The following is a 23,727-nucleotide window of genomic DNA, read 5'->3' as shown; positions in this document are numbered from 1 at the left end:
GTCAAACTGTCACCTGATCGTGCAGCAGACCCGCCTGGCCGATCAGCTCGGATTACCGAACCTCTGAGACCGCGTTGCTATCCGCGTTGCTATCCAGGCCTGTTTCTGCACAAAAGAGGCAGCTTTGGAAAAACTCAAAGCTGCCTCTCACCTGCTAAAACTCTGTCGGGCTGACAGGATTTGAACCTGCGACCACTTGACCCCCAGGTAGCCGAACGGCGTTTGCTGACGTCCACTCGAGTACGGTCTGCGCAGGTCAACGCGATTCGACGACACCGGCGAACACCCACGTATCGGCCCGAAACTCGGCCGGTTGGGGTACGCGTTGGGGTACGGGCCGCGATGTTCGTTCATTCCTCGCTGACGTGCACGGCATGTCGCAGCGCGGCACCCGGCCCGGCCGCAAGTAGCGTCGATGGTCATGGCCACCGGCCGACTCGACCTCACCGATGCCCGCGCGAAGCTCGACCGCGCGATAGAACTGCACGCCCAGCTCAGCGAGGCACTGGTCGCATGGCAGAGCAGCGGCGGAGTGGAAGCGCAAGTGCGGCCGTCTCACGAGTTCATCTGCTACACCGGCTACGCCAAGGTGAACGCCGCGCCGTCGATCAATCTGCAGATGCGCGCGGGCGAGGTCCTGCACGCGCTGCGCACCGCGCTCGACTACACCGCGTTCCAGATCTACACGGCAGGCGGTGGCACGCCCGACGGCGAAAAGGCGCACACAGTGCAATTTCCGATCGTGACCGACCCAGCCAAGTGGGAGGCCACGGTCAAGGGAAGAGTGAGCAACGCATGGCCCGCCGCGGTGGCCGAACTACGAGCGGTGCAGCAGTTCGCGCCGCCGCCAAAAGACCCGCCATCACCACTGCCGCCGGTCGAACCGCTCCTATCCCGGTTGGCGAAGTTGGGCGGCACCGACAAGCACCGCAACCTCGCGCTGTTTGCCACCGGCGCGTGGTCGCAGAGCGCGATCGGCCCGGAGCTGGGCGAGCACGACCGCCTCGAGATCCGGCTCTACCTGCCCGGCCCGTTGCTGCCCGCTCTCGGGCACAAGGTGGCTGTGTCGCAGACGTTGGTAAAGCCCGATTACGCGCCGCATCCCAACGACATGTATCGGTGGGAATACGGGCTTCACTTCGAAAGGCCCGATCCGCCCGAGTTATTGTTCGGCTTCCGCGCGAACGATGAGACTGAGATCAGCGCCCGTGAACTACCCGGTGCGATTGCGCTTGTCGCGTCCATCCTGGACCGGTTCGACAAATGGACCGCGCCGTGACGGTCGCGGCGTTAGTCCTGGGCATCATCGGCACCGTACTCGCAGCCGCGTCGCTGGGGTGGAACGTCGCGCAGTACCTGCTATCCGGTGCGCGACCGAAACTGCGACCGATCGTCGGGACCGACTACGGCGGCTCCACGGTGCCGTTTGAGGCCACGACCGATGTCAGGCCAAACCTGGGACAGCTCGAAACGCAACTCGATTCCGATCCCCGCGACCGAGTCTTAGGCGTCACCGTTGTGAACAAGGGGCGCGCCGACCTTGTTATAACTCGCTGGTCGTTCCGCTCCGAACCCTCGGGCGCGGAGTTCCAACCGCCCGCCGACCCCGGATGCCCACACCTTCCGTGCACCGTTCCGCCTGGCGGCGAGACGACCCTCTTCACAAAGCTCGACCGCGTCCGCTTCCTGGTGGCGGCGGGTGAAGTGGTCGGCGGTCGCCGACCGCAGCGCGTGGTCGCCACGGTGACAAGCGGCGGCCGGACCCGTACCTCAAAGCCGTTCTTCACGCTGATGCTGACCGAGGGGCAATCGTGAACACCGAAGGAACCTCGCCGCGCCAGATCACGCCCGCCGACCTCAAGCCGGGGACGCCTGCGTGGCGCGTCAACGTCGCGATGTGCGCCCACCAATTCTTCGGGCTCATTCACGACCCGGAGATCGCGGCGGCGATTGGTAAGCCTGATCCGCCACCGGCCAACCCGGACGGCAGTGCACCGAAGACGGTGCCGTTTGAACCGTGGTCGGTCGCCGACTTCTCGAAGTACCTAAACACCCTCGGCCTGCCCGGTGCGGGCGAGGCGATCACCCTCCACCGCATCGTCAGCGCGATGGAACGTGCCGGGCTGCTGCTGCCCCTCGGATGGAACCCCCAACTGCCGATCATGGGCCAGCAGTACATCGCGCAGGGTGGCGCATCGAAGGGACAATTGGGTGGCAACCTGTGGCTCGCCGAGATATTCGGAGCCGAGCTGATCATCCCGACTTACAACGCGGTCACCATCCAACTTGCCGGGCACGACGACGACGGCAACCCGGTCGACAGCTGGGGCACCGGCCTCGTCATCGATCACCACCACGTCATCACCAACAAGCACGTCGTGACCGGACTCGCGGGCACCAGCACGGGTCTGTCCATCTACCCGTCACGCACGCAGACGGCGGCGGAACGGGTGGACTGCTCGGGCATCGCTGTTGCGCACCCCACGCTCGACGTCGCCGTGATCAAGTTCGACCTGCCCGAGGGCAAGTACATTCCGCGCGTTCCCGGCATGGCGTTCCGCGACCCCGACTGGGCCGACGAAGTTTACGTGTTCGGCTATCCGCGGGTGCCGATGACGGCCGACATGGCGATCACGGTGCAGCGCGGCGAGGTGGTCAACCCAGCCGCCGAGACGATCCCCGACCGCAACAAGGTGTTCCTGTATTCGGCGATTGCACGGCCAGGCAATAGCGGCGGGCCGATCGTGGCGCAGGATGGGCGCGTGATCGGCCTCGTCGTCGAGGACTCCGCAGAATCGACGTCGACCAACGCCGGACCAGGCGCAGCACCGTTCTATCGCGGCATCCCGTCCGGCGAGGTGGTCCGCGCACTCGACGACCTCGGCTTCGGCGGCATCATCGAGATGGACACGCCACTGCGGTAGGTGTCTCGGGGCGATCGCCTACCCGGCGCGCACCCGATCCGCCGTCGATCGCACCGGCAACCGGCGGGTCATCACCCGACAACTCGCCCAAAACAATTGTGCGGCAACCATATCCGACCCTTAGCATCCGGCGCGCACTCGTCGCCCGCGGCCTGAGGCCCGTTTTTTTCAAGGTCGCGCAAACAAAAACGTCGACTACCGCGGCGGAAGTCACGCAGGGGGCTGGTCAGATATTCTGGTCGCGCCTATTCATCACGGGTCTGCTTGGCGATATCTTCCAACACCGTTGGCGTGTAGGGGTGAATTTCGTTCGAGTCCGAGAACCAGTGTTGCGTTTCCTCCGTGCCCCAATTGCGGCGAGCTTCCTCATACCACGGAGTCTGCGTACGGCGGACTAGGTCGACGAAGCCATTGAAGTCCTTCACCCGTAGGTCGTCATATCCAAGGATCGGTCCTGGGCTCAAAAGAGATAAGGCGTACGCCAACCCATCCGCACCCAGGAAGCTGCTCAGCTCGGTGTGGAGCACGAACCCCTCGGCAGCTTCGGGGTCGCATCGGCGATCGTCGAGGTTCTTGTGCACGATCCGAAAGTCATAACCGCGCCGCTCTTCGGATCGCCAGGTGACCAGCGCCTTTCCGGCGTCCGTTATGTCGTCGCCGCAGGTATCGCAGATCCAGGTAGTGAGTGGAGTCGTCACACATTGTCCCTTCGTATGGCCGAAGGCTCCACTCTAGGGCGGACGGACGTCTCCCCCCGCGTATGCCCCCGCCCGTGTCTCTGGACGAGTTCGGTCACTCCCGGCCCGCACGTACGAAGGAGACCGGCCGGGAGTGCCGCGCACCGAGCCCGGGGATGTGACAACCGGGCACGGCGGCCTGGGTACGCGGCCCGCATAACCGCGCGTGATCCCAGGGGGTCTAGTGGCCTACGCGTAAAACCAGGGCGCAGGTTCGGCGAGTTCGCCGGTGGTGTCCGCGGAGTGGCCCACCTCATCGAGCGGGACCGCGGTGCCCGGCGCGATCGACGCGAGATGTTGGACCATCGTGTCGTCGTTCTCGCACAACGTGACCCAATGCTTCTTGCTTCTGGCCATGATGCGGCCGGTGCTAATTGCGTCATCGACGACGGCCTCAACCTTCGCGCGTGCTGCCGATGCTGCGATCCGGCGTCCGGCCGCCGCGTCGCGCTTGAGGGCTTCGTGGGTGTCGTGGTCGATCAGGTCCATGCCGTGCTGGCGCGCCGCGGCCGCAACCGTACTGGGCTTGGCCGTGTCCATGCCCGCGGCCTGCGCGGCAAGGTCCACGGCGGTTGCCACCACCAGGTCGGCGTCGTCGGTGTCGGCGGGCAACCCCAACGCGCCGAGTAGCGCAGCGATTTGTTCCGGTGTGAATTCCATTGTGCCGGTTCCTTTCTAGCTGAGCGCGGTGATCTTCTTGGCGGCGTACGGCCGGTCCACGGCGATAGCGGGCACGGCGTAGGCCTGCACCCACTTGGATCGAGTCGAGCGGTCGTCGTACACCTCGACCACCAGGCCCGCGGATTCAAACCCGACGGTGCCGACCATGCCCTTTTGGGCGACGAACGCCACGCCGACGGGTACGCGCGGGTTCGCGAACATGCCCTCCGTAAACCCGGCCGAGGCGAGCATGTCGTCCAACCCCTCGGCATAAGCAACGCGCAGCTGTTTCGCCTGCTCAGGGTGCACGACGAGGATGTCGTGGTGCACGCCAAGTTCTTCGAGGTCGGCCATTTCCTGCACCTCTGCGGCGTGTGCCGTGGGTCGGTCGGCCGACGGGGTGAGGTCGGTTAAAGGTCCGACGAACGTGAGATCACCCCACCCGTTCGGGGGTGCGTAGGTGCCGATGTTGGCCGCCTGCAACGCCGCCACGGCGCGCGTGTCCAACTTTCGGGCGATGGTGTTCGCGAGCTGCGTCGTCTGTTGGTCGAGGTAGTTGACGGCGTTGCGGGTGATCTGCTCATCGGTCACCTGGAACCGGCCACCCCAATCCTCCACCGCCGCGATCTGCGGCGTCGGATCGACTCCCTCGACTACGCGGTACTCCGCACCGGGCGTGCGCATCTCGACGTCGGACGCGTAGTAGTCGGACGCGGCAATGACCGAATAAAGCAGGCCGCCACCCTGCACGGGCGCGCCGAGTTGGCGGAAGAATTTGGGCAGCAGTAGGTCCGCGTCGGCGAGCTGGGCGATCCGCGCCTTGAGGATCGTCGGCTGGCGGAGGGCGACGTCAACGGTCAGTTGGCGGCCGTTGAGTTCGGGGATCAACGCATTGGGCATGGTCGTGTTCCTTTCGGTCGTGTCGGGTGTTAGGCCGGGAAAGCAATCTCGGCAACGGCACCGTCGGCGGCACCGGTCACGGCGAACCCGACGACCAACCCGGCGGCCGCAGTAGACGCTGCGCCACCGGCACCCACCTGGACCTCGGCACCCGCGGCGATGGCACCGGCGGCGATGACCTTCACGACCCCGCCGCGGGCGACCCTCACTAACTGGCCTGCGGCGGCGTCGTTGGCGGCGACGCCGAAGGCGCGGTCACCTGCCGCGGCCGCGGTGACGGCGAGATTGCCCGCAGCCGTGCGGTTGCCGGAGATCTTCACGAACCGGCGCGCGGTGACGGCACCGGTCGCCTCGCCGGTGATGTTCTCGCCCGGTGCGTAGCTGTACGGGTTGGTGATTGTGGTGCTCATGTGGGTGTCCTCTCTGGTGAGACGGTTCGGGTGTTGCGGGTCCGTCGGGCGCGCGCCACGGCGATGGCACGGACATGGGTAGCCGGCCTTCCACCACGCGGTGGTACCGCGGCGACCACGACGCGGCGGGCGGATGATGCGGCCACGCCGTAGAGGTTGGTGATGTCCGCCAACGTTTCGATGCCCGGCGCGGTGCTGCCTAGTAGCGCCACGGCCTGGATCACCAGCGGCCACACGGTGCCGTCGGGCGCGGTGTAGTCGAGTAGCGCCTCCACCGACCGCGACGGGTACGAGTGCGGCAGCAGCGTGGCGACCGCGGCGGGCACGTCCACGAAGTCGCCGACCAGTGTGTTGCCGCCGTCGGCGAGTCGGAGGTTGTCGACGCGGCCCAAGGCTGGGCCGCCGTCGAAGCGGGGATCAGTGTGCCCGATCTTCAACCGCGGCCGCGGCAGGACACCGGCGGCGTGCGCGGCCACGGCCGACCGCAGATCGTCGGTGGACACGGTCCACTCGCCCGAACTGATCTCCCACGTGCCGACGCGCACCAGTTCGACGCCGCGAATCGTCCGGAGGTTAGGCACGGCTACCGCCGCTGGGATGCCCGCTGTTCGGCGAGGGCGGTGACGGCGTGGGCGTCGAATTGCCATCGGGTGCCGGTACGGGTGACATCGGGGAGGCGTCCTCGGCGGGCGAGGTCGCGGACGGCGTTCGGCGTGATGCCGAGTCGTCGTGCGGCGTCGCCGGTCCCAATGACATGCGGCCCAGCGTCCACGGAATCCCGTTGCGGTGCACGCACACTGGCGATTTGCTCTGGCGGTTCAGATCCTTGTGCGTGGTCACCGGCCGGATCGCGTATCGCCAGCGAAGCGACAGTCCGGTGCAGCTTCGCCGTCGTGGCGGCCAACCGAGGCGACGGCTGCGACGGCGTTGGGTGGCCGTGCTCGTCGCGTTGCTCGGCAAGCAGGCGGCCCACCAAGTCGAGGGCCGAGGCAATGTAGGTCGCGTCGTCGGCGGTGATGAACACCCCACGCTGCGCGGTGATCGTCACGGCAGCGCCGCCAACGCGATCAGATCGTCTTGGAGGCGGGCGATGATGTCGGCGTAGACGATCCCGGCGGCGAAGGCGGCCGCGGACGCGATCTGGTCGTCGGCGACGGAGTGGCCGTCGTGGTCGACTGCACCGGCCAGCCCGGCGGCAATGGAGGCGGTGATCCCGGCGCGCACGGCGTCGGCGAGGTGGTGCACACACAACTGCGCGTGCTCCCAGCCGCCGGGGCTGTTCTCGAACCGTTGGAGCACCTCGTCGACGGCGGCGATCACCGCGGGCCGGTGATTGGCGGGCAGCCGGTCCCGGATCGCGACGGCGACGGCGTGCGGCATCACGTCGAACACCTCCGGGCCGAACCCGGCGGTGGCCGCCTCGATCGCGTCCGGCACGTTGAAACCGGCACCGTCGCGCCGCAACACCGCTACGGCGATCATGGCCGCGTCGCGGTCGTCGATCAGGTCAAGACGCACCAGCGCGGGGTCACGTCCACCGGGCGGCAAACCGGCCCGCGCCTCCCACCATTGCGCGAACGCCTCGATGTACGCGGCCTCGTCGGCGTAGTCGTCACGGTTCGGCCGTGCCTCGCCGCCGGTGTGGTTGCTCACGGTTGTTCTCCTCTGCGTTCCTTGATGATTCGGGCGGTCAGCCAACCGGCGTGTGGCCTCACGACGCACGCCCCGGCGGTTCGTGGATCGGTTCGGTGACGTCACGGCCCGCTAGTGGCGGTGTTGGGCGCGTGCCGTGGTCGCATCGGGTCGCCGGGTCCACCGGTGCCCCGTCGGGACCGAGTCGCCACCCGCACGGGTCGCATCGGGGACATGCCCGGATCGCCGTCGCCCGTGCCGCACGGGCCGCCTGCTCCGCCGCACTACGCCGGGTCACGACACCACCCGCAAGCCCGGGACATCGCCACGGGGCACCCGCCACCCTCGGCGCGAACGCCTCCGCAACCGGGCATCCGGGGACGGCGGCGGCGACGGCACCCGATCCAACCAGCGGGCGGCCGCATCGAAACACGCGCCATGCGGCGTGGGCGGCTCGACCGTTGGCACCGGCTGCGTGATGAACCCAAGGCCGCCGCAAATCGCGCAAACGTCGATCATCGGCAACTGCCCGTCGTCCCTCATGACGCCGCCCGCGATGGGATCGTGAAGTCGGGATGCCTTGCCGCGTATGCCTGCAAAAGGCGCGGGTGCCCGCATCGGATCGGGTCGGGCAACTCGTCCCACGGGTCCAACACCCATCCGCCGCAGCGGCCGTCGGCATCGTTGTCCTCGCATTCGCGGCAGGCGGCGATCCACGCATCACGTGCCGCACGCAACGCGGCGTTGAACCCTCGTCGCCGTTGGTCCCAGACCTCGCGACATCTCCGGGCGTCCCTACAGTCCGGGCACGAACCGCTCGTGCCGCCCGGATGCTTTGGGCAGTACCGCGACGGTTCGGGTTCGGTGAATGACTGCGGCCCGTTCATTGGTGGCGGCGGCAGTTTGGCGGCGGCCGCGATCTCGTCGGGCGTTGACGGCGGCTCGGCGGTAGCCGGTGCCGCATCAGCGACAGGTTGATCCTCGGGGGAATCGTCGCCGAACTGATCTGGGTCGGCTGTTGCCGGTTCGCTGTTAGCTGCCGGACGGTCTCCGTTGACCGGGCGCGGCGACGTATCGCGGCGGCCGCCTTCTCCCCCTTCTCCAAAGGTCTCCGAAGATAGGTACAGATGCCCGCTGGGGCACGGGGTCGTGCCCGCTGGGGCACGGTCCGTGCCCGCTGCGGCAACTGGGTTGCCCGCTGGGGCAACTGGCAGGTCAGGCCGTGCCCCAGCGGGCAACTGGCCGGTCAGCGCGTCGTCGACGGACGCCATGCGGTAGGCCAACGATTGATCGGATAGCGGCGGGAATTGCTTTGCTAGGACCACCCCGTCTAACGCCTTTAATCCCGTTCGGACGGCCTTGACCGATAGCCCAGTCTCGGCGGCCAACGCCCGAAGCGGCACCCGCCACCACCGGCAGCCTCCGCGCTCGATGCGCCCCGGCCCGTCGCTCACGGTGCGGTATCGGATATGCGCCAACAGGATCGCGGCGGCCGCGCCGTAGCGGTCAACCTCCGCAGGTACTACGGCGATAAATGTCGGCCCGCTCATGACGCACCCGGCTCGGCATCGGCGTCGCGCCGGTTCCGGCCGCCGCCCGTCACGATGCCTTTGCGACGGCCTTGAGCCGATCAACGTATGCCGCAATGGATTCCGCCGTGATAAACCCCCGCGTTCCGATGTTGACTTTGGTCAGTTCGCCGCGGGCAACGAGTTCGTAGAGCATGGTTCGCCCGATGCCGCCGAGGCGGGTGCGGGTGGCGTTGATGGGGACCAGAAGCTGTTCGGTCTGTGCGTCGTCCATTGGCCGTTCTCCTTGGCGCTGAGCTGTTTTCGGGCGTCCGCCCGTGGTTGTGGTAGTTGAATCATTGCGCCGCCTCCCGACTGCAATCCGCCCGTCGCGTGTCAATCACCGGGTACATTTCCGGGTAGGCGAGGACTGTTCGTAGCCAACCGGGCGCATTCGCCAGGTTGTGAAAGCGGTTCTGAACAGGCGATACGGGGATTAGGCACCGTGTTCGACCGTGTCGCGCAGTTCAGGTTCGGTGTCGGTGCACCCCCGATGTCGAGCGGTCGATGTAGACGTCGAAGGGAGCACGATCGGTATGGGTAAGCGCGCAAACGGTGAGGGCACGGTCCGGCAGCGAGCTAACGGTCGGTGGGAGGCGCGACTCACCTACGTCGACGACGAGACCGGCGAAACCAAGCGCGTGTCGTTCTACGGTGCGACCGCGAAGGCCGTTCGCGCCGAGATGAAGAAGGCGCGCGACCGCCTCGAAGCCGGTGCACCGGTCAAGGATGCGAGCACCACCGTCGGCGACTGGCTAGCGCACTGGCGCGCGACCACCCTCGCCGTATCGGACCGCAAGGAGTCGACCCGTGCGCTTTACACGACGCTGTCCCGACAGCACCTCGACCCCGCACCGTTCGGCACCATCCCGCTCGACAAGTTGCGGCCGTCGGACGTCGAAGCGCTAATCCTCCGGTTGCGCGCCAAGACCAAGCCCGGCCTGAAAGACGCCGATGGCAGCCCAGGCGATCCGGTGCGCGCACTATCTGACTCCACGATCCGCAGCACCTACACCGTTCTCCGGTCGGCGCTCGACGGTGCGGTCCGCGACGGGCTGCTCGCCCGCAATCCGGCGGCCCAGGTTCGGCGTCCGGGCGTCGAGCGCACCGAGGCGCGGCACCTGGACGCCGATGCCGTGACCGCGGTCCTGCGGGCCGCAGAAACGTCGCGTTATCACCCGGCACTGGTGCTGATCGCGTCGACCGGGATGCGCAAGGGCGAGGCGTTGGCGCTGGCGTGGGACCAGGTCGACCTCGACGCCGGTGTGCTGCGGGTGTCGGCGACGATCAGCCGGGTTGGTGGCCGGTTGGTCATCACCGAGCCGAAGACGGTGCGGTCGCGACGCACGGTGCCGCTGAACGCCGCTGTAGTGGCGATGCTGCGACGACACCGAACGAACCAGACGGCGGAGCGGTTGCGGTCGGCGAACCAATGGCAGAACTCCGGGCTGGTGTTCACCACCGAACTCGGCGGACCGGTCGACCCGCGGAACCTACTGCGCGTGATCGAGGTGGCGTCGCGGGCGGCAAAGGTCGATAGTGTCGGCGTGCACACGTTGCGGCATTCCGCGGCGGTGGCGTGGTTGGAGTCGGGGGTGCACATCAAGGCAGTGGCCGACCTGCTCGGGCACTCGTCGATCGCAATCACCGGCGACGTCTACGGCCACACGTCGGATGACACTGCGCGGGCCGCGGTTGACGCGTTGGCCGGGCGGTTGGGGTTAGTGGACGCGAGCGGACAGTGACGAACGTCCGCGGGTTGGGGTACGCGTTGGGGTACCGAACGAAAAAGGCACCTTCCGGAATCTCCGGAAAGTGCCTCTGACCTGTGTCGGGCTGACAGGATTTGAACCTGCGACCACTTGACCCCCAGTCAAGTGCGCTACCAAACTGCGCCACAGCCCGCCGCCGCCGAAGCATCTCCGGCAGCGAGTCGAAAGCCTACCGTACGCCCGTCAGTGTCCCGAATCCGCGTGACGACGCCTCGACCACGTAAGCTCAGTTATCGAGACTGCCCCTCGGCAGCGCCACGACCCCAGGAACCACCACTCATGCAGCTTCCCCCCTCGCAGCCGTGGTCGGCCATGCCCGACCCGCCCGAACCGTTGGACACCGGCAACGATCCCGCCAACACCGCCGAAGTCGTCGACGTCGCCGACAGCGCCGACACGGTGTTGCTGCTGCAGAAGATGGAGAACCGCCTCATCCGGCACACGCTGCGGCGGCCCGATGTGCTCAGCGCCGAGCAGCTGCGCCGGCTGCGCTATCTGCTCAACTTTGCCCGGCTCGACGACTTCGAGCCCGGCGCGGCCGGACCCGGCGGCACGCGGGGCCGCGGCGACGTCTCGGTGGGCCCCGAGCTGGCCCAGTGGCAGGCCCGGGTGGCCGACACGATGCGCGGACCGCTGCGCGAGGAACGCGATCCGGTGATCGCGCTGACCGCGGCCCGCGACGCGCTGGGCGGGCTGGCCGCCGATCAGGACGACCAGCGCCGCTACGTGGCCGAGCGGCACGGCAACGACTTCTCCCTGGCCGAACTCGACGCCGAGGTGGGCTACAAGAAGCTGGTCACCGTGCTCGGCGGCGGGGGCGGCGCCGGGTTCGTCTACATCGGCGGCATGGAGGCCCTGCTGGAGTCCGGGGCGGTGCCCGACTACCTGATCGGCTCGTCGATCGGATCCATCCTGGGTTCAGTGGTCAGCCGGACGCTGCCGGTGCCTATTGACGAGTACATCCAGTGGGCCAAGACGGTGTCGTTCCGCGCCATCTTGGGTCCCGAACGGCAACGCCGCCGACACGGCCGGCCCGGTGTGTTCGCCCTGAGCTTCGACAAGTTCGCCGACGCGATGTTCCGTCGCGAAGACGGCGCGCCGATGAAGATGTCGGACCTGGCCATTCCGTTCGACGCGGTGGTGGCTGGGGTACGCCGGCAGTCGATTTCGGCCCTGCCCTCGCACTACCGCAGACAGCGCCTGTCCACCCTGCAGCTGCGGTCGTTTCCGTACCTGTCGGTGGGGCTGGGCCCGCAGGTGGCCACGCGTCTATGGCAGACGGCGGCATTCATCGACCCGCGGGTGGTGACCCCCATCGTCCTGGGCGGTGACAACCCGGATCGTGACGTCAACGTCGTGGACGCCGCGTCGTTCTCCTCGGCCATTCCCGGTGTGCTGCACCACGAGCCCAAGGATCCCGCCATGGAGCCGCTGTTCGACGCGCTGCTGGCCGACAACGACTTCGACTCCCTGGTGGACGGTGGCGCAGCCAGCAATGTCCCGCTTGAGCTGGCCTGGAAGCGGGTCCGCGCGGGCCGGTTGGGCTCGCGCAACGCCTGCTATCTGGCCTTCGACTGCTTCCACCCGCAGTGGGACCCCAAGCACCTGTGGCTGGTTCCGATCACCCAGGCGATCCAGCTGCAGATGGTGCGCAACGCCCCCTACGCCGACCACCTGGTCCGGTTCTCCCCGACGCTGTCACCGGTGAACCTGGCGCCGTCGGCGGCCACCATCGACCGGGCCTGCCAGTGGGGACGCAAGAGCGTCGATCACGCCATCCCGGTGGTCTCCACGCTGCTGGAGCCGGTCTGGTGGGAGGGCACCCAGCCCGCGGTGGGAACGCCCACGCAGCCCATCCAGCCGGAGCACCCGCACGCGGCGGCCATGGACTCGGTGATGGCCTCGACCCAGCCGCCGCGCGGCCGCCGCTGGGATCGGTGGCGCAGGCAGAGCCCGGCCTGAGGACGCCTACACCGTCAGCAGCCGGTACAGCCCGATCAAGCCGACCACCAGGATCATCGCGCGCAGGGCGTTCGGAGACAGCCGGCGCCCGTAGTGGCCGCCCAGGTATCCGCCGATCAGCGATCCGATCGCGATCAATCCGACTGCGGGCCAACTGATCCGATCGAATGCGGTGGTGATGTAGGCCAATGCGGCCACCACGTTGACCACCGTCGTCAGCAGCACCTTGGCGGCATTCATCCGCTGCATGGATTCCGGCAGCAGCACCCCCATGACACCGATCAGCAGAATGCCTTGCGCCGCTGAGAAATAGCCGCCGTAGACGGCGACGGCGAACGTGCCGAGCGTCAGGGCCACGGTCCGGCGGCGGCTCAGCTGGGCGACCGAACGCCCCGCCTGCTCGGCATGCCGCTGGGCGATGGCCTGAATCTTCGGGCCGACCACCACCAGGACCAGCGCCAGCACCAGCAGCACCGGAACCACCCGGTTGAACACGCTCTCGGGCAGGTGCAACAGCAGATAGGCACCCAGCAGCGCACCGAGCAGCGAGCCGGGGACCTGCCAGCGCAGCCGCCCCCACTGCCCGCGCAGCTCCCGCCGGTACGCCAGGGTGCCCGACAGCCCGCCGGCCACCAGGCCGATCGAATTGGAGATCGTTGCAGTCAGGGGCGCAAAACCCAGCGTCACCAAGGTCGGGAAGGTGACCAGGGTGCCGGAGCCGACCACCGCGTTGATCGCCCCAGCGCCCACGCCGGCCAAGATGATCAGCACCATCTGCGTCACCGGCATTTGCAGCACCCTACGCTGGTCGTGCAGACGATGAGCGCAGCTAAGAGGTGAAACGATGATCGGCAGTAGGGCAAAGCGAGCCGTCGGCGTCGCCGGTGCGGTGCTGGTCACCCTCGGAGCGGCCCCAGCGGCCCAGGCCGACCCCGAGGTGCCCTCGGGCACCTACGCCTTCACCGCCCAGCACGGGCCGTCGCAGCGGGCGGCGACGTGGACGTTCACCCCCTGCGGCGCGACGTGCACCCGCGTCGACGGGGAGCGCTGGCTGCAGAACGCGGAGTTTCACCTCAACGGCGATCGCTGGGAGTACAGCGGGCAGGGCAGCATGGACTGCCCGGTGGATCACACGCCGCTCCCGGTGTCGAAAACCGCCAGCTTCGACGCGGTGACCCTGGCCGGCCAATGGACCACCGCCACTCTCGAGCAGTGCGGTCGTGGCCCGGCCGGCGGCGTGGTGGGGCAATGGGATTTCCAGCTGACCAGGATCGGATGAACCCGCGGGCCACCCCAGCCGCACGCAGAAGTCTCGCCGCGCGAAGCCGCCCGGCTCATACGGCGGTCCCAGCTTCACCTCTCCTACGTCGAGCCTCGCTGGACCGCCGGGTCAGCGAGAACGCTTGGGGCCGCGCTTTTCCCGAACCCGCACGTTGATGCGGATCGGGCTGCCCTCGAAGCCGAACTCCTCGCGCAGCCGCCGCTCCAGGAACCGGCGATAGCCGGCCTCCAGAAAGCCCGACGTGAACAGCACGAACGTCGGAGGACGCGACGTCGCCTGGGTCGCGAACAGGATGCGCGGGGCACGGCCGCCGCGCGCCGGCGGGGGTGTCGCCGCCACAACCTCTTTGAGCCAGGTGTTGAGCTGCCCGGTGGAGATCCGCTTGTCCCACGACTCCAGCGAGGTCTCCAGCGCCGGAACCAGCTTCTGCACGGCGCGTCCGGTCTTCGCCGAGATGTTGACCCGCGGCGCCCACGCCACCCGGGCCAGGTCGCGGTCGATCTCCTTGTCCAGCAGGTAACGACGGTCCTCGTCGACCAGGTCCCACTTGTTGAACGCCAGCACCAGGGCGCGGCCCGCTTCGATCACCATCGCCAGCACCCGCTGGTCCTGCTCGGTCAACGGCTGCGACGCGTCCACCAGGATGATCACCACTTCCGCGGCGTCGATAGCGCCGTGGGTGCGCACCGAGGCGTAGAACTCGTGTCCGCTGACCTGACCTACCTTGCGGCGCAGGCCGGCGGTGTCGACGAAACGCCAGACCTTGCCGTCCATTTCGATCAACGAGTCGACCGGGTCCACGGTGGTTCCCGCGACATCATGGACAACCGAGCGCTCGTCGCCGGAGAGCCGGTTGAGCAACGAGCTCTTGCCCACGTTGGGCTTGCCGACCAACGCCACCCGGCGCGGCCCGCCCCCGCCGCCGGCGGATTCGGCAACCTCGGGCAGCTTGGCGACCACCTCATCGAGCAGGTCGGCCACGCCGCGCCCGTGCAGGGCGCTCACGGCATGCGGCTCGCCCAGTCCCAGCGACCACAATGCTGCCGCGTCAGCCTCGCCGCGCTCGCCGTCAACCTTGTTGGCGGCCAAGAACACCGGCTTACCGGACCGGCGCAGAATCCGAGCGGCGGCCTCATCGCCGGCGGTGGCGCCCACCACCGCGTCCACCACCAGGATCACCGCGTCCGCGGTGCGCATCGCGACCGCGGCCTGGTCGGCCACCAGCTGCTGCAGGCCCTTGGCGTCGGGCTCCCAACCGCCGGTGTCTTGCACGACGAACCGGCGTCCGGTCCACAACGCGTCGTAGGAAACTCGGTCGCGCGTCACCCCGGGCAGGTCCTGCACCACCGCTTCACGGCGGCCCAGTATCCGGTTGACCAGCGTCGACTTGCCGACGTTGGGCCGGCCCACCACCGCCACCACGGGAGGCGGACCGGAGTCCTCGGCAAGGTCCTCGAACCCGCCGTCCTCGCCGATCTCCCAGTCGCTTTCGTCGACCCAGGTTCCATCACTCATCGGATCGCCCCGCAATGCCGCTCAACTAAGTCACGCAGATGATCGACCACCTGCGCCTGGGTCATGTCTCCGGTGTCCACGATCACCGCGTCGTCGGCGGGCCGCAGCGGCGACACCGCCCGCGTGGAGTCCAGCTCGTCGCGGCGCAGCACGTCGGCCAGCACACCGGCGTAGTCGTCGGGCAGCCCCGCGGCGATGTTCTGGGCGTTGCGCCGTTGCGCGCGGATCTGCGGCGACGCGGTCAAAAAGATCTTCACGTCCGCGTCGGGCAGCACCACCGTGCCCACATCGCGACCTTCCACCACCACCCCACCGCCTTGGGCGGCCAACTGCTGCTGGGCGGCGACCAGCCTGGCGCGCACGGCGGGAATCGCCGCTACCGCCGACACCGCCCGGGTCACCTGGTCGCCACGGATCTCTCGCGAAACGTCTTCGCCGCCAAGGTAAGCGCGGTCGCCATCGGGTTGCGAGTCCACCCTGATCTCGGCGCGCTGCGCCACCGCGGCCACGCCGTCGGCATCGTCGAGGGCGACGCCGGAACGCAGCACCGCCAGGGTGACCACGCGGTACATCGCGCCGGTGTCGACGTAGCGCGAACCCAACGCCTTGGCCAGTCCCCGCGCGACCGTGGACTTGCCGGTTCCGGCCGGCCCGTCGATCGCCACCACGGCCCCACTGCCGGCGCTCACAGGCCGACTGCCTTGTAGAGCTCGCTGATCTCCTTGCGGCTCAAGGCCCGGATGCTGCCGGGGCGCTGCTCCCCCAGCGCAACCGCACCGATGTCGGTGCGGACCAGCTCCTGGACCGGAAAGCCGACCGCCGCCAGCATCCGCCGCACGATCCGCTTGCGCCCTTCGTGCAGTGTCACCCGCACCAGCGACTTGCCGGGCACCGCGTCGACCACCGCGAAGTCGTCGACTTTCGCCGGCCCGTCGTCGAGTTCGACGCCCTCGCGCAGCTTCTTGCCCAGCCCGCGCGGGATCGACCCGAGCACGGTGGCCACATAGGTTTTCGGTACCTGATACGACGGGTGCATCAGCCGGTGGGCCAGTTCGCCGTCGTTGGTCAGCAGCATCAGGCCTTCGGTGTCGGCGTCCAGGCGCCCGACGTGAAAAAGCTTGGCGTCGCCCCGGACCCGGTGTTCGACATAGTCGCCGACGCACGGCCGGCCGCGGTCGTCCGACATCGTCGAATGCACCCCGCGCGGCTTGTTCAGCGCCAGGTAGACGCGGGTGTCGTCGAGGGTCACCCGTGCCCCGTCGACCCGGATCACCGAGGCGGTGGGGTCAACGCGAGTGCCCAGTTCGGTCACCACCTGACCGTCCACCTCGACGCGTCCGTCGCGGATCATCCGCTCGGCGACCCGGCGCGAGGCCACCCCGGCCTGCGACAGCACCTTCTGCAGGCGCACCCCGTCGTTGTCCGGCTCGAAATCATTGAAGGCCATCAGAGTTGGTCCACATCGAAAGTCAGCGGCTGGCTGGCCGCGGGCGCACCGCCGAGTTTCATGAAACGCGGTTCGCTGTCCAAGGTTTCGCTCATTTCATCGATCACATCGACATCCGGCAGCAGCGGGGCGATGTCGGGCAGATCAGTCAGCGACGACAGGCCGAGGCGCTCCAGGAAAAGCTCGGTGGTGGCGAACGTCACCGCTCCGGTGTCGGGGTCGGCGCCGGCCTCGGTGATCAACCCGCGGGCCACCAGGGTCCGGATCACCGCGTCGACGTTGACGCCACGCACCGCGCTGACGCGGGCCCGCGTCACCGGCTGGCGGTAGGCGACCACGGCCAGGGTCTCCAGTGCGGCCCGGGTCAGCTTCGAGCGTGCGCCGTCGAGCAGCAGTCGCTCCACATACGGCGCGAACCGCGCACGGGTGTACAACCGCCAGCCGCCGCCGGCCTCGCGCAGGTCGATCCCGCTGTCGCGGCCGGCGAACTCCTCGGCCATCGTTCGCAGTTTGGCCGTGATCCGGTAGACCGGCTGATCGGTGGCGGCCGCCAGCGCCTCCACGGTCACCGGGGTGTCCACCACCAGCAGCAGCGCCTCCAGCACAGACCCCAGCTCGGAATCCTCGAGTTCGGGGGCCAGCGCGACGTCGATCCCCAGGCCGGAACCCGTCGGGCCCGCGGACTCCTCCGCAGCCCCCCCATCCACCGCAGCGTCGGAGGCTTCCGCCACCTCCGCCTCCTCCGGCGCATCGGAGTCGGGCATGTGGTCAGTCATCAATTCGTCTCGCACTACTCGGCCGATTCTGCTTTCACCAGGTCTTCATTGGTGGGACGTTCCCCGGTCCACGACACCTGGAGCACACCAAGTGGTTCTGACTGCTCAAATGCTACCGCCCTGGCCCGATACAGTTCGAGCAGCGCCAGGAAACGCCCGACGATCTCGATCGGCGCCTGGCAGTCGGCGACCAGTTCGGCAAACGACGCCCACTGCCCCTGGCCGCGCGACTCCAACAGTCCCAGCACCACCCCGGCCTGCTCGGGAACCGACACCATCACCCGATGCAGGTGCTCGATGCCCACCACCGGGACCGGGCGGGGCGTGAAGGCCGCCGCCGCGATCTGGGCGAAAGACTCGGCGTCGACGCCGAGCATCACCTCGGGCAGCAGGTTGGCGAACCCGTCTTCCAGGGAGACCGCGCGCGGGTAGCTGCGCAGCGCGGCCGCCTCGAGCTCGGCGAACATCTGCGCGACGTGCTTGAAGGCCCGGTACTGCAGCAACCGGGCGAACAACAGGTCGCGAACCTCCAGCAGCGCCAGGTCCTCTTCGTCGTCGACTTGGCCGGCCGGCAGCAACCGCGCCGCCTTGAGGTCGAGCAGGGTCGCGGCGATCACCAGAAAGGCGGTCGTCTCTTCGAGCTCGAGCCGCACGCCAACGTGGCGGGTGTAGGCGATGAAGTCGTCGGTGACCTGGTGCAACGCCACCTCGGTCACGTCGAGGCGATGCGCAAAGATCAGCTGCAGCAGCAGGTCGAACGGACCCTCGAAGTTGGTCAGGCGGACCTGAAAGCCCTGCGCGTCGCCGGGGGCCTCGGACGCATCGGTGTCGGCGTTCACGCGCCGAATCGGTGGATGACTTCGCGGGCCAACGCGCGATAGGCCTGGGCTCCCGAGGATTTCGGCGCCCAGGTGGTGATGGGCTCACCGGCCACGGTGGTCTCGGGGAACCGCACGGTACGGGTGATGACGGTGTCGAACACCAGATCGCCGAAACGTTCCACCACCCGCGCCATGACTTCACGCGAGTTGACGGTGCGCGGGTCGTAGCGGGTCAGCAGGATTCCGCTGATCTCCAGCTTCGGATTGAGCCGGTCGCGCACCTTGTCGACGGTGTCGGTCAGCAACGCCAGGCCGCGCAGCGAAAAATACTCGCATTCGGTCGGGATCAACACGCCGTCGGCGCAGGCCAGACCGTTGACGGTGAGCAGCCCCAGCGAGGGCTGGCAATCGATCAGCAGATAGTCGTAGCGGTCCAGCACCGGAGTCAGCGCCCGCGCCAGGGAATGCTCGCGCCCCACCTCGTTGACGAGCTGGATCTCGGCCGCGGACAGGTCGATGTTGGACGGCACCAGGTCCAGGTTCTCCACTCCGGTGCGCACCAGTACGTCGTTGATGCCGACCCGCGGTTCGACCAGCAGGTTGTGCACGGTGTGCGCCAGCTCGTAGTGCGGTACACCCAGCCCCGCCGACAGCGCGCCCTGCGGATCGAGGTCCACCAGCAGCACACGGCGGCCGTACTCGGCCAGCGCGGCACCGAGGTTGATGGTGGAGGTTGTCTTGCCGACGCCGCCCTTCTGATTGCACATCGCGATGACCTTGGCCGGCCCATGCGCCGAACGGGGCTGCGGCTCGGGGATATTCCGCGGCGGACGCCCGGTCAAACCGACGACCGTACTGTCGTCGTCGCTCATGACCGGACCGGGGCTGTGGTTGCGGACATCCGCAGAAGTCTAATAGGTGACCGCCGCCGACAGTGGCCATGAGCAGTGATTGCCCGCGCCGACGGCCATAAGATCGTTTCCATGAGCCTCAAACGACGTCTCCCCTTCCTGCGGTGGTCGTTCCTGCGGATGGCAACCGGTGCGCGCAACGTAGTCACCACGGGTCAGATCGGCGACGGCCGCGAAGCTGCTGCGGTCGAGTTCGTGCTGGCCAAGGCCCGGCCCGGCGACATCGACGACGTGCTTGCTCGCCTCGACGAGTTCGCCTACTCCAAGTCGTTGCTGATCAACATCGGTGACGAGAAGGGCCTGCTGCTCGACGCCGCGGTCAAGCGGGTCAACCCGACCCTGGTCCTCGAGCTGGGCACCTACTGCGGTTACAGCGCGCTGCGGATCGCCCGCGCCGCGCCGGCCGCACGGATCTACTCTGTCGAGCTGGCCGAGGCCAACGCCGTCAACGCCCGCCGGATCTGGGAGCACGCGGGGGTGGCCGACCGCATCACCTGCGTGGTGGGCACCATCGGCGACGGCGGGCGCACGCTGGACGCCCTGACCACTCAGCACGGGTTCACCGCGGGCGGACTGGACTTTTTGTTCATCGACCACGACAAGAACGCCTATCTGCCCGACCTGCAGGCCATCCTCGACCGGGGCTGGCTGCATCCGGGGTCGGTGGTGGTGGCCGACAACGTCAAGCTGCCCGGGGCGCCGCGCTACCGGGAGTACATGCAGGCCCAGCAGGGCTCACGGTGGGACACCGTCGAGCACAAAACGCATGTGGAATACCAGAGCCTGCTGGAGGACCTGGTGCTGGAGTCGACCTACCTGGGCAGGCCCGGCGGTTAGCGAGGCTCGACGAAGGAGAGGCGACGCTGGACCGCCGCATCAGGCCCGGCGGCTAGCGGGCGCGCGGATGCGCCCCGGCCCACACCTCACGCAGGGCGTTGACGGTCACCAAGGTGTAGATCTGGGTGGTGGTCACCGAGGCGTGACCGAGCAGCTCCTGCACCACCCGCACGTCGGCGCCGCCGTCGAGCAGATGGGTGGCGAAGGAATGCCGCAGCGTGTGGGGTGACACCTTCGCGGTGATCCCGGCCCGCTCGGCGGCGTCCTGCAGCACCTGCCAGGCGCTTTGGCGCGACAGCCGCCCGCCCCGGGCGTTGAGGAACACCGCCGCGTTGCCCCGTCCCCGGCCGGCCAGGTCCGGGCGGCCCCGCACCAGGTAGGCGTCCAGCGCCGCGATCGCCGGCCGGCCCACCGGCACCAGCCGCTGTTTGCCGCCCTTGCCGTGCAACAGCACCGAGCGGTCCGCGACGTCGATGTCGTCGAGATCGAGGCCCACGGCCTCCGAGATGCGGGATCCGGTGGAGTACAACAGTTCCAGCAGTGCGCGGTTGCGCAGCGTCAACGGCCCGTCCGTGGCGCTGTCGCCGCCGGCGCCGGCCAGCAGCGCCGCCACCTCGTCCACCGTCAGGCTCTTGGGCAGTCGCCGGCCCGGTGTCGGTGGCTTGACCGAACGCGCCACGTCGGCGGCCGCCAGTCCTTCCGCGGCGGCGAATCGGTGCAGGCCGCGCACCGCGATCAGCGCCCGCCCCGCCGAGACGGCCGACAGCGCGGGCACGCCGTTGTCCGGGTCCCCGCGGCGCAGCGCCACCAGGAAGTCGGTGACATCGGTTTCGCCGACGGCGGCCAGATCCTCGATTCCCCGCGACAGCAGATGGTCGCGGTAGCGGCGCAGATCGCGCCGGTAGGAGCTCAACGTGTTGGCGGCGACCCCGCGCTCGATGGTCAGGTGGTCCAGATAGCCCTGCAACTGCCCGTTCAGCGGACACACCGGCCGGGCCGCCGCGGTCATGGCCGGCTCTGCCTTGCGGCGAACGCGGTGGGCCGGTCGACCCACTCGGCGTCCGGGTCGCGCAGGGTGCCGACGCCCTGGCGGTGCGTATAGGCGGCCAGAATCCCCGCCACCGCCATCGCATTGACGATCTCGCCGGCAAACACCATCTGGACGGCGTCGGCGATCGGATACCAGGCGAGCTTGAGGTCGGCCTCTTCGTCGTGGGCCTGCGGGCGATCCACCTCGGTCAGGCCGGTGGCCAGGTACACCCGGACCGACTCGTCGGAGAAGCCCGGTGTGGAGTCCAGGTCCACCAGGACCTGCCAGGTGGTCGCCGTCAGCCCGGCTTCCTCGACCAGTTCGCGGGCGGCGGTCTGCTGCGCCGGCTCTCCCCCGACGTCGAGCAGGCCGGCGGGCAGTTCCCACAACCGGCGGCCCAGCGCGTGGCGGTACTGGTAGATCAACGGAATCCGGCCCTCGGTGTCCAGGGCCACGACTGCGACGGCACCGAAGTGCTCCACCACGTCCCGGGTGGCGGTCGCGCCGCCCGGCATGACCACCTCGTCGCGGCGCAGGGCGAAGATCTTGCCGCTGTGCAGCAGCCGCGACGAGGTCGTCTCGAAGACGTGGTCAGCCACGGGTGACGTGTTCCGGCTGCGTTTCGTGCAGGGGCTCGGCCAGCGGGCGGGCGCTGCCGCCGTGCCCTCCGGCACCGTTCTGGGCGTCATCGTGTCCGGCAGCGTCGTGCTCGGCGTTGTGCGGCTCGTGGGCGTGCTCGGGGATCTCGACCGGCAGCCGCTCGGCGGCCTTGTAGTCCATCGCCGCACCGACGAACGCGGCGAACAGCGGGTGTGCCCGGGTGGGTCGGCTCTTGAGCTCGGGGTGCGCCTGCGTGCCCACCAGGAACGGGTGGACCTCGCGGGGGTATTCCACGAACTCGACCAGCTTGCCGTCCGGGGAGGTGCCGGAGAAGCGCAGCCCGCTCTCGGCGATCCGGTCCCGGTAGGCGTTGTTGACCTCGAAGCGATGCCGGTGCCGTTCGGACACTTCGGTGGCCTGATATGCCTCGGCCACAATCGAATCCGGCTCCAGGACGGCCGGGTAGGCGCCCAGCCGCATGGTGCCGCCGAGATCGGCCGTACCGGCGACCGCGTCCTGCTGGTCGGCCATGGTCGCGATCACGGGGTCGGGGGTCTCGGGGTCGAACTCCGCCGAACTGGCCTGCGTGATCCCGGCCGTGCGGGCCGCGTCGATCACGATGCACTGCAGGCCCAGGCACAGACCCAGTACGGGCAGCCCGTGGGTGCGGGCGTAGGCGATCGCGCCGATCTTGCCCTCGATGCCCCGAATCCCGAACCCACCGGGGATCAGCACGCCGTGCATGTCACCCAGCGCGGCGGCGGCGCCCGCCGGGGTCTCGCAGGCGTCGGAGGCCACCCAGTTGATCTCAACCTTCGCGTAGTGGCTGAAACCGCCGGCCCGCAGCGCCTCGGTCACCGACAGGTAGGCGTCTGACAGGTCGATGTACTTGCCCACCAAGGCAATTCGGACGGTCTCGTGGGGTTCGTGGACACGCCGCAGCAGCTCGTCCCACTCGGTCCAGTCCACGTCCTTGAACGGCAGGTTCAGCCGCCGCACCACGTAGGCGTCCAGCTCCTCGCGGTGCAGCACCTTCGGGATGTCATAGATCGAGGCCGCGTCCGGAGTGGAGATCACCCCGTCGATGTCGACGTCGCACATCAGCGCGATCTTGTTCTTCAGCGCCTCGGGCACGTCGCGGTCGCAGCGCAGGATCAGCGCGTCGGGCGTGATACCGATGCTGCGCAGCGCGGCCACCGAGTGCTGGGTGGGCTTGGTCTTGAGCTCTCCGGACGGCGCCAGATACGGCACCAGCGACACGTGCAGGAAGAACACGTTGTCGCGGCCGACGTCGTGGCGGATCTGCCGGGCGGCTTCGAGGAACGGCTGCGACTCGATGTCGCCGACGGTGCCGCCGATCTCGGTGATCACCACGTCGGGGCGCACGCCGTCGGCGTCGGGCTCCGACATCGCCAGGATGCGCCGCTTGATCTCGTCGGTGATGTGCGGGATCACCTGGACGGTGTCGCCGAGGTACTCGCCGCGACGTTCCTTGGCGATGACCGTCGAATACACCTGTCCGGTGGTCACATTCGCCGAACCGGACAGGTCGCGGTCCAGGAACCGCTCGTAGTGGCCGACGTCGAGGTCGGTCTCGGCGCCGTCCTCGGTGACGAACACCTCCCCGTGCTGGAACGGGTTCATCGTCCCGGGATCGACGTTGAGATACGGGTCCAGCTTCTGCATGGTGACTTGAAGTCCCCGGGCAATCAGCAGCTGGCCGAGGCTACTCGCCGTCAAGCCCTTACCTAGTGAGGACGCAACTCCACCGGTGACGAAGAGATGCTTCGGCTCGGTTTGCGGATGCTTTCGCAGTGGTGGCAACACCAACCTCCGTGACGACGGCGCAGGATATTTAGGGCCTGCCGACCCACGGAATCTCACCCTAACATCGACCCGGCGTCTGGGCTCCAGACACGCCCGGTCACGCCCGCGCGACGGGC

Annotated in this window: 25 protein-coding genes and 1 tRNA gene; 7 read left to right on the top strand and 19 right to left on the bottom strand. The window is 68.5% G+C overall.

Annotated elements, in window-relative coordinates; all coding sequences use genetic code 11:
- Nucleotides 1–421: 421 nt before the first annotated feature.
- The 3 genes from G6N14_RS06665 (at nt 422) to G6N14_RS06655 (ending at nt 2,924) form a co-directional block, all read left to right on the top strand.
- Nucleotides 422–1,279 carry a hypothetical protein gene (locus tag G6N14_RS06665; RefSeq protein ID WP_085136889.1) on the top strand — a complete coding sequence of 286 codons (858 nt, stop codon included), beginning with the start codon at nt 422–424 and terminating at the stop codon, nt 1,277–1,279.
- Nucleotides 1,264–1,815 carry a hypothetical protein gene (locus G6N14_RS06660; protein ID WP_085136887.1) on the top strand — a complete coding sequence of 184 codons (552 nt, stop codon included), beginning with the start codon at nt 1,264–1,266 and terminating at the stop codon, nt 1,813–1,815. Before G6N14_RS06665 ends, G6N14_RS06660 begins: the two co-directional genes overlap by 16 nt.
- Nucleotides 1,816–1,895: 80 nt before the next feature.
- Nucleotides 1,896–2,924 carry a S1 family peptidase gene (locus tag G6N14_RS06655; RefSeq protein ID WP_085136954.1) on the top strand — a complete coding sequence of 343 codons (1,029 nt, stop codon included), beginning with the start codon at nt 1,896–1,898 and terminating at the stop codon, nt 2,922–2,924.
- A 245-nt stretch (nt 2,925–3,169) separates the two neighbouring features.
- On the opposite strand, the gene G6N14_RS06650 is transcribed toward G6N14_RS06655, so the two are convergent.
- The 8 genes from G6N14_RS06650 to G6N14_RS06615 form a co-directional block, all read right to left on the bottom strand.
- Nucleotides 3,170–3,622 (bottom strand): hypothetical protein, encoded by a 453-nt coding sequence (locus G6N14_RS06650; protein ID WP_085136885.1) that lies wholly within the window; start codon nt 3,620–3,622, stop codon nt 3,170–3,172.
- Between the two features lie 228 nt (nt 3,623–3,850).
- On the bottom strand, nt 3,851–4,321 hold the full coding sequence (locus tag G6N14_RS06645) for a phage protease (RefSeq protein WP_085136883.1): 471 nt from the start codon (nt 4,319–4,321) through the stop codon (nt 3,851–3,853).
- A 15-nt stretch (nt 4,322–4,336) separates the two neighbouring features.
- Nucleotides 4,337–5,221, bottom strand: coding sequence for a major capsid protein (locus G6N14_RS06640; RefSeq protein ID WP_085136882.1), 885 nt, complete (start codon nt 5,219–5,221; stop codon nt 4,337–4,339).
- 29 nt (nt 5,222–5,250) lie between these two features.
- Nucleotides 5,251–5,631 (bottom strand): capsid cement protein, encoded by a 381-nt coding sequence (locus G6N14_RS06635; RefSeq protein ID WP_085136881.1) that lies wholly within the window; start codon nt 5,629–5,631, stop codon nt 5,251–5,253.
- Nucleotides 5,628–6,212, bottom strand: coding sequence for a hypothetical protein (locus G6N14_RS06630; protein ID WP_085136880.1), 585 nt, complete (start codon nt 6,210–6,212; stop codon nt 5,628–5,630). Before G6N14_RS06630 ends, G6N14_RS06635 begins: the two co-directional genes overlap by 4 nt.
- Before the next feature lie 2 nt (nt 6,213–6,214).
- Nucleotides 6,215–6,679, bottom strand: a complete 465-nt coding sequence (locus G6N14_RS06625; RefSeq protein WP_085136879.1) for a helix-turn-helix domain-containing protein — start codon at nt 6,677–6,679, stop codon at nt 6,215–6,217.
- Nucleotides 6,676–7,284, bottom strand: coding sequence for a hypothetical protein (locus G6N14_RS06620; protein WP_085136878.1), 609 nt, complete (start codon nt 7,282–7,284; stop codon nt 6,676–6,678). The genes G6N14_RS06625 and G6N14_RS06620 overlap by 4 nt, the downstream gene beginning before the upstream one ends.
- Before the next feature lie 1,578 nt (nt 7,285–8,862).
- Nucleotides 8,863–9,066 carry a helix-turn-helix domain-containing protein gene (locus tag G6N14_RS06615; RefSeq protein ID WP_085136877.1) on the bottom strand — a complete coding sequence of 68 codons (204 nt, stop codon included), beginning with the start codon at nt 9,064–9,066 and terminating at the stop codon, nt 8,863–8,865.
- Between the two features lie 301 nt (nt 9,067–9,367).
- Between G6N14_RS06615 and G6N14_RS06610 the strand changes: the two genes are divergently transcribed.
- Nucleotides 9,368–10,576, top strand: a complete 1,209-nt coding sequence (locus tag G6N14_RS06610; protein ID WP_085136876.1) for a tyrosine-type recombinase/integrase — start codon at nt 9,368–9,370, stop codon at nt 10,574–10,576.
- An 86-nt stretch (nt 10,577–10,662) separates the two neighbouring features.
- On the opposite strand, the gene G6N14_RS06605 is transcribed toward G6N14_RS06610, so the two are convergent.
- Nucleotides 10,663–10,736 (bottom strand) — tRNA-Pro (locus G6N14_RS06605).
- A gap of 179 nt (nt 10,737–10,915) precedes the next feature.
- Between G6N14_RS06605 and G6N14_RS06600 the strand changes: the two genes are divergently transcribed.
- A complete protein-coding gene (locus tag G6N14_RS06600) occupies nt 10,916–12,565 on the top strand; it encodes a patatin-like phospholipase family protein (protein ID WP_407663161.1) in 1,650 nt (549 codons plus the stop codon).
- 6 nt (nt 12,566–12,571) lie between these two features.
- Here G6N14_RS06600 and G6N14_RS06595 read toward each other — a convergent pair whose 3' ends face one another.
- Complete coding sequence (locus G6N14_RS06595) at nt 12,572–13,354, bottom strand: sulfite exporter TauE/SafE family protein (protein ID WP_085136874.1); 783 nt, start codon at nt 13,352–13,354, stop codon at nt 12,572–12,574.
- Between the two features lie 55 nt (nt 13,355–13,409).
- On the opposite strand from G6N14_RS06595, the gene G6N14_RS06590 reads away from it, so the two are divergent.
- Nucleotides 13,410–13,844, top strand: coding sequence for a hypothetical protein (locus G6N14_RS06590; RefSeq protein ID WP_085136873.1), 435 nt, complete (start codon nt 13,410–13,412; stop codon nt 13,842–13,844).
- Nucleotides 13,845–13,955: 111 nt separating this feature from the next.
- Here the strand turns inward: G6N14_RS06590 and der are convergent, their stop codons facing one another.
- From der to G6N14_RS06560, 6 genes are read right to left on the bottom strand one after another with little or no spacing between them, the layout of a single operon-like run.
- Nucleotides 13,956–15,362, bottom strand: coding sequence for a ribosome biogenesis GTPase Der (der, locus tag G6N14_RS06585; protein WP_085136952.1), 1,407 nt, complete (start codon nt 15,360–15,362; stop codon nt 13,956–13,958).
- Nucleotides 15,359–16,051: a (d)CMP kinase gene (cmk, locus tag G6N14_RS06580; protein ID WP_085136872.1), complete on the bottom strand. Its 693-nt coding sequence runs from the start codon at nt 16,049–16,051 to the stop codon at nt 15,359–15,361. Before cmk ends, der begins: the two co-directional genes overlap by 4 nt.
- Nucleotides 16,048–16,809, bottom strand: a complete 762-nt coding sequence (locus tag G6N14_RS06575; protein WP_085136871.1) for a pseudouridine synthase — start codon at nt 16,807–16,809, stop codon at nt 16,048–16,050. Before G6N14_RS06575 ends, cmk begins: the two co-directional genes overlap by 4 nt.
- A complete protein-coding gene (scpB, locus tag G6N14_RS06570; RefSeq protein ID WP_085136950.1) occupies nt 16,809–17,585 on the bottom strand; it encodes an SMC-Scp complex subunit ScpB in 777 nt (258 codons plus the stop codon). Before scpB ends, G6N14_RS06575 begins: the two co-directional genes overlap by 1 nt.
- A 14-nt stretch (nt 17,586–17,599) precedes the next feature.
- Nucleotides 17,600–18,424: a segregation/condensation protein A gene (locus G6N14_RS06565; protein WP_085136870.1), complete on the bottom strand. Its 825-nt coding sequence runs from the start codon at nt 18,422–18,424 to the stop codon at nt 17,600–17,602.
- Entirely contained in the window at nt 18,421–19,278 is an 858-nt protein-coding gene (locus tag G6N14_RS06560; protein WP_085136869.1) for a ParA family protein, read from the bottom strand. The genes G6N14_RS06565 and G6N14_RS06560 overlap by 4 nt, the downstream gene beginning before the upstream one ends.
- A 111-nt stretch (nt 19,279–19,389) precedes the next feature.
- Here G6N14_RS06560 and G6N14_RS06555 point away from each other — a divergent pair, with 111 nt between their 5' ends.
- The gene (locus G6N14_RS06555; RefSeq protein ID WP_085136868.1) at nt 19,390–20,154 is read left to right on the top strand and encodes an O-methyltransferase; all 765 of its coding nucleotides are present in this window, start codon (nt 19,390–19,392) and stop codon (nt 20,152–20,154) included.
- A 52-nt stretch (nt 20,155–20,206) separates the two neighbouring features.
- On the opposite strand, the gene xerD is transcribed toward G6N14_RS06555, so the two are convergent.
- Genes xerD through G6N14_RS06540 form a run of 3 tightly spaced genes read right to left on the bottom strand, consistent with a single transcriptional unit; the run spans nt 20,207 to nt 23,599 of the window.
- Nucleotides 20,207–21,163 (bottom strand): site-specific tyrosine recombinase XerD, encoded by a 957-nt coding sequence (xerD, locus tag G6N14_RS06550; RefSeq protein WP_085136867.1) that lies wholly within the window; start codon nt 21,161–21,163, stop codon nt 20,207–20,209.
- A complete protein-coding gene (locus tag G6N14_RS06545) occupies nt 21,160–21,783 on the bottom strand; it encodes an NUDIX domain-containing protein (RefSeq protein ID WP_085136866.1) in 624 nt (207 codons plus the stop codon). The genes xerD and G6N14_RS06545 overlap by 4 nt, the downstream gene beginning before the upstream one ends.
- The gene (locus G6N14_RS06540) at nt 21,776–23,599 is read right to left on the bottom strand and encodes a CTP synthase (RefSeq protein WP_234809008.1); all 1,824 of its coding nucleotides are present in this window, start codon (nt 23,597–23,599) and stop codon (nt 21,776–21,778) included. Before G6N14_RS06540 ends, G6N14_RS06545 begins: the two co-directional genes overlap by 8 nt.
- Between the last annotated feature and the right edge of the window lie 128 nt (nt 23,600–23,727).

Source organism: Mycolicibacter hiberniae, assembly GCF_010729485.1.
Taxonomy (GTDB): Bacteria; Actinomycetota; Actinomycetes; order Mycobacteriales; family Mycobacteriaceae; genus Mycobacterium; species Mycobacterium hiberniae.
This window is presented reverse-complemented; position numbering and strand designations above follow the sequence as displayed.

Coding starts and splice junctions, on each gene's coding strand:
- G6N14_RS06665 (WP_085136889.1), top strand. CDS start 422: ATGGCCACCGGCCGACTCGACCTCACCGATGCCCGCGCGAAGCTCGAC.
- G6N14_RS06660 (WP_085136887.1), top strand. CDS start 1,264: ATGGACCGCGCCGTGACGGTCGCGGCGTTAGTCCTGGGCATCATCGGC.
- G6N14_RS06655 (WP_085136954.1), top strand. CDS start 1,896: ATGTGCGCCCACCAATTCTTCGGGCTCATTCACGACCCGGAGATCGCG.
- G6N14_RS06645 (WP_085136883.1), bottom strand. CDS start 4,321: ATGGAATTCACACCGGAACAAATCGCTGCGCTACTCGGCGCGTTGGGG.
- G6N14_RS06640 (WP_085136882.1), bottom strand. CDS start 5,221: ATGCCCAATGCGTTGATCCCCGAACTCAACGGCCGCCAACTGACCGTT.
- G6N14_RS06635 (WP_085136881.1), bottom strand. CDS start 5,631: ATGAGCACCACAATCACCAACCCGTACAGCTACGCACCGGGCGAGAAC.
- G6N14_RS06615 (WP_085136877.1), bottom strand. CDS start 9,066: ATGGACGACGCACAGACCGAACAGCTTCTGGTCCCCATCAACGCCACC.
- G6N14_RS06610 (WP_085136876.1), top strand. CDS start 9,368: ATGGGTAAGCGCGCAAACGGTGAGGGCACGGTCCGGCAGCGAGCTAAC.
- G6N14_RS06600 (WP_407663161.1), top strand. CDS start 10,916: ATGCCCGACCCGCCCGAACCGTTGGACACCGGCAACGATCCCGCCAAC.
- G6N14_RS06595 (WP_085136874.1), bottom strand. CDS start 13,354: ATGCCGGTGACGCAGATGGTGCTGATCATCTTGGCCGGCGTGGGCGCT.
- G6N14_RS06590 (WP_085136873.1), top strand. CDS start 13,410: ATGATCGGCAGTAGGGCAAAGCGAGCCGTCGGCGTCGCCGGTGCGGTG.
- der (WP_085136952.1), bottom strand. CDS start 15,362: ATGAGTGATGGAACCTGGGTCGACGAAAGCGACTGGGAGATCGGCGAG.
- G6N14_RS06575 (WP_085136871.1), bottom strand. CDS start 16,809: ATGGCCTTCAATGATTTCGAGCCGGACAACGACGGGGTGCGCCTGCAG.
- scpB (WP_085136950.1), bottom strand. CDS start 17,585: ATGACTGACCACATGCCCGACTCCGATGCGCCGGAGGAGGCGGAGGTG.
- G6N14_RS06560 (WP_085136869.1), bottom strand. CDS start 19,278: ATGAGCGACGACGACAGTACGGTCGTCGGTTTGACCGGGCGTCCGCCG.
- G6N14_RS06555 (WP_085136868.1), top strand. CDS start 19,390: ATGAGCCTCAAACGACGTCTCCCCTTCCTGCGGTGGTCGTTCCTGCGG.
- xerD (WP_085136867.1), bottom strand. CDS start 21,163: ATGACCGCGGCGGCCCGGCCGGTGTGTCCGCTGAACGGGCAGTTGCAG.